At 37.6% G+C, this 10,825-nt stretch carries 11 protein-coding genes; 3 read left to right on the top strand and 8 right to left on the bottom strand.

Annotated elements, in window-relative coordinates; all coding sequences use genetic code 11:
* Together PHX18_08480 and PHX18_08475 are read left to right on the top strand one after the other, a co-directional pair.
* Positions 1-1,239 (top strand): DUF1957 domain-containing protein (locus tag PHX18_08480; protein ID MDD3594648.1); only part of this gene is annotated, 1,239 nt, incomplete at its 5' end.
* Between the two features lie 225 nt (positions 1,240-1,464).
* Positions 1,465-1,794, top strand: a complete 330-nt coding sequence (locus PHX18_08475) for a hypothetical protein (GenBank protein ID MDD3594647.1) — start codon at positions 1,465-1,467, stop codon at positions 1,792-1,794.
* Here PHX18_08475 and PHX18_08470 read toward each other — a convergent pair.
* On the bottom strand, positions 1,780-2,484 hold the full coding sequence (locus tag PHX18_08470; GenBank protein MDD3594646.1) for a trypsin-like peptidase domain-containing protein: 705 nt from the start codon (positions 2,482-2,484) through the stop codon (positions 1,780-1,782). The genes PHX18_08475 and PHX18_08470 overlap by 15 nt on opposite strands.
* Positions 2,485-2,832: 348 nt before the next feature.
* On the opposite strand from PHX18_08470, the gene PHX18_08465 reads away from it, so the two are divergent.
* The gene (locus tag PHX18_08465) at positions 2,833-3,702 is read left to right on the top strand and encodes a tyrosine recombinase XerD (protein ID MDD3594645.1); all 870 of its coding nucleotides are present in this window, start codon (positions 2,833-2,835) and stop codon (positions 3,700-3,702) included.
* Between the two features lie 319 nt (positions 3,703-4,021).
* Here the strand turns inward: PHX18_08465 and PHX18_08460 are convergent, their stop codons facing one another.
* From PHX18_08460 to PHX18_08430, 7 genes are read right to left on the bottom strand one after another with little or no spacing between them, the layout of a single operon-like run.
* Positions 4,022-4,576 carry an aminodeoxychorismate/anthranilate synthase component II gene (locus PHX18_08460; GenBank protein MDD3594644.1) on the bottom strand — a complete coding sequence of 185 codons (555 nt, stop codon included), beginning with the start codon at positions 4,574-4,576 and terminating at the stop codon, positions 4,022-4,024.
* Complete coding sequence (gene pabB, locus PHX18_08455; protein ID MDD3594643.1) at positions 4,573-6,207, bottom strand: aminodeoxychorismate synthase component I; 1,635 nt, start codon at positions 6,205-6,207, stop codon at positions 4,573-4,575. Before pabB ends, PHX18_08460 begins: the two co-directional genes overlap by 4 nt.
* A gap of 2 nt (positions 6,208-6,209) precedes the next feature.
* On the bottom strand, positions 6,210-7,613 hold the full coding sequence (locus PHX18_08450) for a fumarate hydratase (protein ID MDD3594642.1): 1,404 nt from the start codon (positions 7,611-7,613) through the stop codon (positions 6,210-6,212).
* 4 nt (positions 7,614-7,617) lie between these two features.
* The gene (locus PHX18_08445; protein ID MDD3594641.1) at positions 7,618-8,283 is read right to left on the bottom strand and encodes an SPOR domain-containing protein; all 666 of its coding nucleotides are present in this window, start codon (positions 8,281-8,283) and stop codon (positions 7,618-7,620) included.
* Between the two features lies 1 nt (position 8,284).
* A complete protein-coding gene (locus PHX18_08440) occupies positions 8,285-8,851 on the bottom strand; it encodes a DUF366 family protein (protein MDD3594640.1) in 567 nt (188 codons plus the stop codon).
* Positions 8,852-8,862: 11 nt separating this feature from the next.
* Complete coding sequence (gene queC / locus PHX18_08435) at positions 8,863-9,555, bottom strand: 7-cyano-7-deazaguanine synthase QueC (GenBank protein ID MDD3594639.1); 693 nt, start codon at positions 9,553-9,555, stop codon at positions 8,863-8,865.
* Positions 9,548-10,504: a HEAT repeat domain-containing protein gene (locus tag PHX18_08430; protein MDD3594638.1), complete on the bottom strand. Its 957-nt coding sequence runs from the start codon at positions 10,502-10,504 to the stop codon at positions 9,548-9,550. The genes queC and PHX18_08430 overlap by 8 nt, the downstream gene beginning before the upstream one ends.
* Between the last annotated feature and the right edge of the window lie 321 nt (positions 10,505-10,825).

Below are 10,825 nucleotides of genomic sequence, written 5' to 3'. Positions count from 1 at the left end.
ACTGACACAAACTTAAATGCACAATTTAAAGTTGGTTCTGATACGACCAAAAGATTATTTGGTAAAAAAGCAAGAGGAGCTTGGCTTCCTGAGTGTGCGTATCGTCCGGCTTACAAATATATTGATAAAAACGGTAATGAGCAATGGCGCAGCGCTATTGAAGTTACCCTTCAAAATAATGATATAGAATATTTCTTTACAGAATCACATGTAATCGAAGGTGGAGTGTCAGTTGGGAACAGAAGAGTTATAGGGGTTTACGGAAACATCGAATATATTCCCCTTCCAGCACGTGCGGCAACTGGTTGTTCTACTTACGAAGCCTATTGGTTACCTGATGCTCAGGTAGCAGTGATGGGCAGAAATGACAGAGCAGGCTACCAAGTTTGGTCGGCGGCAGATGGATATCCGGGGGATGGATGTTTCCGTGAATTTCATAAAAAAGATGCGAATTCCGGCATGCATTACTGGAGAGTTACAAGCCCGACTACGGACTTAGGCGATAAAATGCTTTATGATCCTGTGCTTGCAATGTCAAAAATCAATGAAAATTCTGACCACTACACTACGCTGTTGTATCATTTGCTAAATGATTACAAAAATTCTACGGGTGAAGACGGTTTGGTAATGGTTTCATTCGATACCGAACTGTTCGGACACTGGTGGTTTGAAGGAATTGAATTTATTAAACAGGTAGTAAAAAAACTTGCAACTTATCAAGCTGATACTGTCGAAAGATATACTGCAAGTGAATATCTGGATAAACATCCGCCGAAAAAAGCTATTGCTATCCCTGAAAGTTCTTGGGGGCAAGGCGGACATTTCTGGGTATGGCAGAATCAACAGGTTGAATGGATGTGGCCCATTATCCATGCTTGCGAAAAACGCATCATAGAAATTGTTGCAAAATACGAAACACAACCTGAAGACAAGCTTCTTCTAAGAGCGTTAAATCAGCTTGCAAGAGAAAATCTGCTTATCCAAAGCAGCGATTGGCCGTTCCTTGTTACCACATGGCAAGCCAGAGACTATGCAAGAGATAGATTCAAAGAACACGTTGAAAGATTTGAAACTATCGCTGATATGATAGAATCAGGTCATATAGACAATGATAAATTAGTACAAATCGAAGCGGTAGATAATTGTTTCAGTGAAATAGATTACAGAATTTATTCACCTATTGAAGAAGGCAAAATTCCTCAACAAGAAGCAAAATTAGCGCCCCTGTACGTTGAATAATAAATTATTACATTATTATAGGAAGAGGCTGTTTTTATAAGCAGCCTCTTTTTTGAAATATTGAAATTTATCCAAATCGCTAAATTATTTTTCTACTGCAAACAAATGAGATTTTAAAAAAACCTGTAAAGTTTTGCCAAAAAATGCCGATTAATAATGCGTAGACTTATGGATAAGTCTAGTAAGAACGGACTCATACTCAACATTATCAAAAAGGAATTTGTAGTGAAGAATGTTTATGTCAAGGATGGCAGATTATTCATCGAGCCAAGAGGGAACTTTAACGCAGAAAAAACCGTTTACGAAATAGAGCAATTAGCGCAAGAAACCGAAAATTCAAATATTTCTTTGGATTTAAGAGGGTTTAACATGTTTGTTGCTTTGAGGATAGGAATTTTAGCATCGACTACAATTTTTATCAGCAGCATTAATTCAAGTTTTGAAATTATTGTAGATTCTATGGAAACTAAGAAATATCTGGATTCTTTAGCGCTTTCAAACTTACAAACAAAGTTCAGCATGCCCCAACAAAAACTGGCTTTAGCGTGCCGTTAGGTACTTTCGGTTGCTTTCAATGAATTTAACGGCAGTATCTACGGGTACAGCGAAGCCTATTCCAATATTAGATTTGTTATTATCAGGGTTATAGATTGACTGATTGATACCTATAACCTCGCCTTCGGTATTAAGCAAAGGACCGCCGGAGCTGCCGGGGTTAATAGCTGCATCTGTCTGAATTTTATTTCTGGCAGCGTCAACTCTGCTTACGATACCTGTAGTTAACGTATTATTGAACCCAAACGGGTTGCCCAGCGCCAAGACTTTTTGCCCTACTTTAACTTTGCTTGAAGAACCGAATGTAATAGGGGTCAGGGGTTTTTTAGCGTTGATTTTTAAAATCGCCAAATCATTGCCTTCGCCTACACTTTTTATAATTTTAGCATCCAAAACAGAACCGTCGCTTAAAGTTACTTTTATTTCATTAACGCCGTCAATAACATGTCTGCTTGTTAGGATATAACCTTCGGGGTTGATGATACAGCCTGTTCCGCTTGAAAACTCTTCTTCTGTAATAGCCCCGTCAACCGCTACAATGCAAGGGTTTATTTTTTCGTAGATAGAAATATTAACAATCTCATCGCCGCTAAAAGCTAATGCAGGACTTATCGGCGAAAAGGCTAAACTTACACTCAGAAGGCAAACGCTGAAAATGCCTTTAAAAACACTTGTTCTCAAATTACTCATAATCCACTCCTAATATGTTCTTGAAATTGTTATCAATAATTTAAACATTTTTCATTGTTTAATTAATTGCCCGAACAGTTAGTTAGAAGAATAATATGAAAAATTAAATCTAAAATGAATTTTTTTAAAAATTCATAGTTCGCCGTCCTTATCGAAGGTGAATAGCATCCTATTCTATAGCGTCAAGCCTGCTTTGATTTGTTTTTTACATTTGATTTTTGATTCTATATCCCATAAATTAATTAATTCATCTTTTTTAATTGCATTAAATATAATCTTGTATAAAATATATGCTTTTCAACTTGTAAACCGATTGTTAAATCCCCACAAAATTGCTAATATAAGCTTATGTTTTTAGAAAACCTTTCAAATTACATAGATTATCTTTATTTGGAACGGGGACTTGCTTCTAATACAGAAGAAGCTTATCGCCGTGACCTTGTTGAGTTTATTGATTTTTTAGACTCTAATCAAATTGCTTCGTTTGATGAAATTAAACGTACTGATATTAATTTGTATATAAGGGAATTGAGGAAAAAAGAGCTTGCTCCCGCTTCAATAACAAGAAAAATAGCTTCTTTAAGAAGCTGGTTTAAGTGGATGATGGGTCAGAACATAATCAAACATGACCCTACGGTTTCGCTTGAACATCCCAAATTAAGCAAGCGTTTGCCTAAGGTTATATCCGTTGCGGAAGTGGATTTGCTTTTGGAATCACCTTTGAATATTCTTGAGAAAACTATTTTTGAAGTATTATACGCTACAGGTTTAAGAGTAAGCGAAATCACGAGTTTAAGACTTGATAGTATTAACCTGAAACACAGCTACATCAAATGTTTTGGCAAAGGCTCAAAAGAACGGCTGGTTCCTATGGGAAAAGTCGCCAAAACGGTTTTGACAGCCTATCTTGAACATCGGGCGGAAATACTGGCTAAAACAAATAAAGAAACTTCGTTTATTTTTATCTCGGAAAAAGGCAAAAAAATAACCCGTCAGGATATTTATAATTTGATAATCGATGCAGGTCAAAGGATTTTGCAAAAGCATATTACACCTCATACTTTGAGGCATAGTTTTGCAACACATATGCTTGAAAACGGCGCTGATTTAAGAGTGGTACAGGAGCTGTTGGGGCATAGTGATGTTGCCACAACACAGCTTTACACCCATGTAAGCAAAAAACGGCTTAAAGAAGTTTATTTTTCTATTAATAAATAATTCGCTTCATTTCTTTACCTCTTAAACTCAATCTCAGCTTCTCAACTTCTTTCCTATGGATTGCTTCAAATGCTTGCGCATTTTCGCAATGACGGCAAAATAACCTCTTCACCTCTTAAACTCAATCTCAGCTTCTCAACTTCTTTCCTATGGATTGCTTCAAATGCTTGCGCATTTTCGCAATGACGGCAAAATAACCTCTTCACCTCTTAAACTCAATCCCAGACTCCCAGCTTCCCAGCTTCTTTCCTATGGATTGCTTCAAATGCTTGCGCATTTTCGCAATGACGGCAAAATGACCTCTTCACCACGTAAACCATTACATTTCAAGGAAGTTTTGCAAAATCAATTTCCCGTCTTGGGTCAGGATTGATTCGGGATGAAACTGCACCCCGTAAACAGGATATTCTTTATGCTTGATTGCCATATTGACCCCGTCTTTGGTTTGGGCAATGTTTTCCAAGACGTCGGGGATGTTTTCAACCGCAAGAGAATGGTATCTTGTTGCCTGAAAACCGTTTTGAAGTCCTTTAAAAAGTTTGTTTTCTTTGAAAAAAATCTCTGAAGTTTTACCATGCACAGGCGGGTGTGCTTTTGTAATTTTTGCTCCGAAAAATTGTGCGATACACTGATGCCCCAGGCAAACACCGAGGATTTTTTTTGTTTTATAAAATTCTTCCGCAACTTTTAAACTAATTCCTGCGGTGTCAGGATTTCCCGGTCCGGGAGAAATTATAATGCTTTTAAACCCGATTTTTTTTAGTTCGTTGGCTGTTATCTCGTCATTTTTAAACACCTTAGGCTCGCAGCCAAGCTCCAAAAGATATTGTACAATATTGTATGTAAAGGAATCATAATTGTCGATTAAAATCATATAAGTTTAACCTCCTTTAATCCTCTCACGGAATTTGCACAGTAAATTTTATCTGCTTTTAGCAAGTCTTCTCTGTACAATATTTTTTCTGCACATTTGTTTTCGTTGAGGAGTTTTTGGCGGTAAATCCCGTTTAAAAGTCCGCAATCCAGGGGCGGGGTGTATAAAATACCGTTAATTTCAAGAAAAATATTTGTTCTTGAACCTTCTGTAAGTTCGCGTTTTTCGTTAAAGTAAATTTCATCGTAAATTTGTGAATAATTAACGCTGTAATACGGTCTGAACGTTGTTTTGAAGTACAAAAACTCATCTTGAGAATTGACAGTTTTGTCAGAAATTTTTATTTTGTCGATACTGTTGTCTGTAATTTTTTTGTATTCTATTTTGACATATCCTTTTTGGCTTAGCAAAATCCTTGCCATACAGTCGTTTTCAAGGTTCAATTTTATCCGATTTCTATCAAAAGGCACGCTATAATATTTTGCCGCTGCTTCCATTCTTTGCAAATGTTCTTTTTCAAAAAGAGCCGTTTTGTTTTGTATGCGGATTGTTTCAAGAATTTCAAAATCGGGGGTTAAAAACTTAGCTTTTGTGATAGTTTCCTCCCATTCGTCTTTTGCGGTAGAGTCCCAAACAACAGCACCGCCAGAGCGATACCTGAAAATATTTTCGCCTGTGCTTTTTTGCAAAATTCTTATAGGAACATTAAATAAAGCTCCCTGAGGAGAAATCAGTCCTATAGCTCCGCAGTAAATATCTCGTTGACCGATTTCAAGCCTGTCAATAATATTCATTGTGCTGATTTTTGGCGCACCTGTAATAGACCCGCAGGGAAAAATAGCCTCGAATATTTCCAACAGAGAGGTGTCATCTTTTAAATCGGCTTCTACCTGCGAAATCATTTGGTGCAAAGTCGGATAAGTTTCAACCGCAAATAGTTTCGTTGCTTTAACGCTTCCTGCCACAGCTATTTTGCCGAGGTCATTTCTTAAAAGGTCTACAATCATTGTATTTTCGGCGCGATTTTTCTCATCATTCTGCAAAAATGTTTTCAACGCCAAGTCCTCTTTTTCGCTTAAACCTCTTTTAACCGTACCTTTCATGGGTTTTGTTATTATGTGGTTTTTATTATCCAGTTCAAAAAACAGCTCAGGCGAAAAACACAAAACTGTATCGTATTTATTCTTTAAAAAAGCGCAGTAGGGGGTTTTTTGCCTGTACAGAAGATGGTTGAACAGTTCAAAATCATCGCCCTGATACTTTACCGGAAAATCGTGGGTAAAATTAACCTCGTAAGTATTGCCTTCCTGAATTTCGTATTTTATTTTTTCAATTTTTTCTTTATATTCGCTAAAACCCATAACAGGCTTGGGGTTTATATAAATATTTTCCGCTTGTTTCGGGATAAAGTTTTCATACTTTTCAAAAACTTCAAAATAGAGCAGAGGCGCTTTGCTTTGCAATTGTTTTTTCAGAAAAATTTCTTTGGCTTCATATCTTATATATCCCAGCAAGAAATGTGTTTGGCGGTATTTTTCTATTTTTTTAAAAGCTTCCGCAAACTCTTCGTTATTAAAAGCTTCAATTGTTTCCGATTTATTTTTAAAAATTTTATCACCGAATATTTGCATAGTTATTTCAAATCTGTTAAAGCGGGAAAATCCTTCAACTCCAACTTAAAAACTGCCTCTGCGCCGAGGTCTTCAAATGCTATGACCTCTGATTTTGTAATACATTTTTGCAGCAGGCAGGCAGCTCCGCCCGTTACCGTAAAATACACTCCGCCATTGGCTTTTATAGCTGCGGCAGCTTCTTCGCTGCGCCCGCCTTTGCCTATTGTAGCCAAAACCCCTTTGCCGTAAAACACAGGAGCGTATTTATCCATTCTTGATGAAGTCGTAGGTCCAATCGGACCCGTGATTTCACCGGGTGCGCAAGGCGCAGGACCCGCATAAAAAATCACGGCATTTTTAAGCTCGAACGGTAATTCTTCGCCCTTATCCATCATTTCAAGAATTTTTTTATGCGCCGCATCTCTTGCTGTATAGACAGTTCCGCTAAGCAGTACATTCTGCCCTGCTTTTAAATTTTTAACAGCTTCTGTGTCTTGCAGATTAACGCTTACAAAATCCTTAGCGCTTAAATCAGGGAGGTTTTCAGCTTCAAAATCTTCATGCAAATAACTCACCGAATCGTCTTTGATTACAGCTGCCGCATGCCTTGCACTATGGCAGTTAACGCTTATTGCAACCGGCAAAGACGCCATATGGCAAGGAACGCTTAGAATATTAACCCCAAAACAGGTGCTGTTGCCGCCCAGCCCCATTGCACCGATGTTTGAAGCATTTACCTTGCTTAAAATTTCCCGCTCTAAGCTTTTGAAAGGTTCTTTTGCCTTTGATTGCAACGGCTCAAGCAAAGCAAGTTTTGATAAAATCATAGCTTTTTCGGATGTCCCACCAATTCCTATACCGAGCCTGATTGGCGGACAAGGCTGAGAGCCTGCTTTTTGGATTGTGTCCGCAACAAATTCTACTATCCCGTCTTTACCTTTGGCAGGTGAAAGCATACACAGCGCATTCATATTTTCGCTGCCTGCGCCTTTTACCATAACAGAGATTTTAAGCTCGTCAGAATAATCGTGGATAGTGTAAATAACAATAGGGGTGTTGGTTTTTGTATTTATTCTGTCAAAAACCGCATCCGATACGATGGATTTTCGGTAAAAGTTTTCCGTATAAGCTGCTGCAACTGCTTCATTAATAACTTTTTCCAAATCATCTTCAAAAATAATATTCTTTCCTATATGCAAAAATACGCTCACAATCCCCGTATCCTGACAAAGCGGACGGTTGGTGTCTTTTGCGATTTTTGCGTTTTGAAGAATTTGCAGGAGTGTGTTTTTTGCATTTTTATTTGTTTCGTTTTTATAAAGCGCCAAAAGAGCGTTGTAAACTTCCTTGCCAAGAGCAGTGTTAGCTGTTATGCAAAGGTCTTTAATAATTTTTTGCAATGTGGAAGTCTTTATAATATTCATTAAATTAGTCACCGATAATTCTTACGTAGTAACCTTGATTTCTGAGTGATTTGGCAAATTCGTTCGCAGTGTCGGGAGTTTTAAAAGACGCTACCTGCAAGGTAAATTTGTCATTGTACATTTTTATGAACGGAGGTTCGCTGAATTGATTTTTTATTTGTTCCAGCGCGGTTTGTGCTTCCTGTTTGGAATTATAACTGCCTATAACTACTTTTATGTTGAGGGGAGATTTTGAAACAGGCTCTTTCTTGAAAGGTATTTCTTCTGTTGGTTCCCCTTCAATGCTTGTAGTTTCTTCTTCTTGAGCATCTTTTTTCTTAAATTTTTCGTTATATTCCGTGAACTTTGAATTTTTTACTTCTTCGGGGGTATAAAAGAAGGATACTTCCATAGCAGGGTCAACATCTTCTATATTTGATGGAATATTGTTGATTTTGTCATTATCCTGCATTGCAATAAAGCGAAGTCTGTCGTCGACCGTTCCTTTTTCTTCTTCACCGGTTGTTTGGGTGTCATCTTCAAATTGAGGCACCTGTACAAACGAATCCAAAACCAAAGCCCCTATAGCGGTAAAAAGTACCATTAACAAGGCAAAAGTAATCAAAAACATGTTTGTTAACTTTCTTTTTTCTTCCGGACTTGGTTTTTTTTTGTTTTTGGGTTTTTCCACTCTAATAAACTCCTCTTACCTTGCAAGAAGCATCGATTATTTGTTCACATTCCAAGATATACTTGTTCATAACATCTTCGGCTATTTGTTTGATATTTTCCAATTGCATATCAGATATAAGGCTGGCAATTTTAACAGGGGCATTGCCTGATACTACATTTACACCTATATGCATTAAAACGGAAGTAATAGACTTGGTGCATATAGAAACGCTTAACTTGCCGCCGTTATAAAATAAATCATCACCGTTTCTTGTGATTTTATTATCTTTAGGCAAATAGGATAAAATCACATCCCGTAAAATACACATAAACAGACGCTGCCTCACCACTCCTTCAACAAGCGACATGTTAAAATGCTCTATTATGAAGTGCAGCATTCTGTCGCTATAAATCGGGCAGTTATTAAGATAGTCCTCAATATCTACCATTTCGTCTATTTTTACATCACAAGGACCTGTAAAAGAAACCATAGCATCGCCTTTAATCCAATAATTTTTATAAATCCATGACGGAACTAGTTGGCGGCCCGTGTATTCTATTTCTTTATCTAAAAAACGGCTTTTCATACTATTACTCCTTAGTTGAACAGTAAGTTAACAATATCAAATAAATTTTCTCTTTCAAGTCCCCTTTTTAAACGCAGACAGGATTCGCATTTTCCGCAGTGTAGAGGATTGGTGCTATAACAACTCCTGATAAGTTCAAACGGGAATTTTAATTCCTTTGCTTTTTGTATTATCTGATATTTTTCTAAATCGATTAAAGGCGCAACGACCTTTGGTTTACATAACGTTGATAACTCCAAACCTTTAGTCATTGCTGTTATAAAATCCTTTGAATTATCGCTGAAAGTTACGGCTTCTTCTTTATTCGCACCGAGTACAACGGCGCCGTAACCGAATGCATCACAATAGCAGCCTGCAATGTTTACAAAAAGCCCGTTTCTGTTCGGAACCCAAACGGCTTTTGCGCTTTTTCGTGCGGCTTCAAAATCATCCAGCTCTTCATTTTTTAATAACGGCAATTCACTATCCGCCGCAGTCAACGCATTGTTTGTTATTTTTTTCAGCCAATCAAGTTCTATGCATTGGAATTTTGCACCAAAATAATCTGCCAGTCTTTCAGATGAAAGTTTTTCGAACTCCGCTGATTTTTGTCCGTAGTCAAAAAACAAACACAAAATATCCGCGCCCGGATTGTCATTTCGTACCTGCGCTAAGCTTACAGCACTATCCAGCCCGCCTGATAAAAGTATTATAAACTTATTCATTCTCACCTGCGCTGTCTAATAATTCTGCCTCTTCTTCTTTTATGATGTTTTGAATTTCATCTTTGCAGCATTCCTGCAGGTGGGTTGAAGTGAGCAAAGACTTGATATAAGAACAACCTAAAAGTTCATACAGAGCAAAAATAGCTGTTCTTGCCACTTCTTCGTCTTTGTCTTCCAGCATATTTTCAATGAGAGGAATAACCCTGTCATCATCAATCTCAACCAATGCCTCGACCGCTCCGCACCTTATATATGAGGCATCATCCTCAAGCGCGTTTTTGAGCGCTTTTAATGACCGCTCATCACCATTGCTGCCCAGCCTGCCTAATGTTTCTATGATACGTTCTTTTAAAAATGTAAATTTATCAAACAACCCGTTTTTGTTCTCCAAAATATTTACAAGCGGGTCTACCGCCCGCATATCACCCAGCATTCCCAGCGCTTTGGCGGCGGATTCTCTTAAGTACATCGATTTTTCTTCGTCATCCGATACCAGGTTTATAAGCGGTGTAACAGCATAAGAACTTCCTATTTTGCCTAAAGCTTCGGCACACGCTAACCTTACTTTATAATGTTCATCTTTGCTGTTTAGTACGTACAAAAGCGGCAGCACCGCGTCGTTATTTTTAGAATTGCCTAAAGCATTGGCAATAGTGATTTTGAGTTGAATATACTTTTCATCGTTTTTGGATATATTTTTGCTCAAAAACAAATCTATCAGAATATCCATGGTTAAATCATTTCTGAACCTTGATGCCAGTTTGATAATATAGCTGAGTACCTCAGGATTTGTTTCCAAAGTCATAAAATAATTTAAAATAAGGATAAGTTTTTCTCTTTTGACTTTTTCAAGTTTTTGCAAAATCCTTATATGTTCGTGCGTAGGAAGCCCTTGAGCAATTTTAAATTGTTGCGCCAGTTCGTGAAGATTGTCATTTTTATTAGACATAGCAGACTTCTAGGTTAGGATACACCTATATGATTATATCAAAGATAAAGAAAATTCAACATATTTTTTATGTTTATGCTATTTTATTATTGTCTGATGTTATTCTGGCATGTGGCGAACGGTTAGAAGCAACAGCTGCCTTAGGGGTTGACCTTTTTGAGGGGTTGGTCTTTTTTAGGGGGTCAGGCTTTTTAAAGGGGGTCGGACTTTTTAAGAGGGTTAGGCTTTTTAGGGGTCAGGCTTTTTTATTAGGACACCGGTGTTTTGTTAAGATGTTGGTGTTTTATTAGGGGGTCGGACTTTTTAAGAAGGTTGGGCTTT

The sequence above is a fragment of the Candidatus Gastranaerophilales bacterium genome, from assembly GCA_028696075.1.
Taxonomy (GTDB): Bacteria; Cyanobacteriota; Vampirovibrionia; order Gastranaerophilales; family JAILCC01; genus JAQVHS01.
The sequence above is the reverse complement of the archived record's forward strand: the minus strand, read 5'-3'. Positions and strand labels throughout refer to the sequence as shown.

Coding starts and splice junctions, on each gene's coding strand:
- PHX18_08470 (MDD3594646.1), bottom strand. CDS start 2,484: ATGAGTAATTTGAGAACAAGTGTTTTTAAAGGCATTTTCAGCGTTTGC.
- PHX18_08465 (MDD3594645.1), top strand. CDS start 2,833: ATGTTTTTAGAAAACCTTTCAAATTACATAGATTATCTTTATTTGGAA.
- PHX18_08460 (MDD3594644.1), bottom strand. CDS start 4,576: ATGATTTTAATCGACAATTATGATTCCTTTACATACAATATTGTACAA.
- pabB (MDD3594643.1), bottom strand. CDS start 6,207: ATGCAAATATTCGGTGATAAAATTTTTAAAAATAAATCGGAAACAATT.
- PHX18_08450 (MDD3594642.1), bottom strand. CDS start 7,613: ATGAATATTATAAAGACTTCCACATTGCAAAAAATTATTAAAGACCTT.
- PHX18_08440 (MDD3594640.1), bottom strand. CDS start 8,851: ATGAAAAGCCGTTTTTTAGATAAAGAAATAGAATACACGGGCCGCCAA.
- queC (MDD3594639.1), bottom strand. CDS start 9,555: ATGAATAAGTTTATAATACTTTTATCAGGCGGGCTGGATAGTGCTGTA.
- PHX18_08430 (MDD3594638.1), bottom strand. CDS start 10,504: ATGTCTAATAAAAATGACAATCTTCACGAACTGGCGCAACAATTTAAA.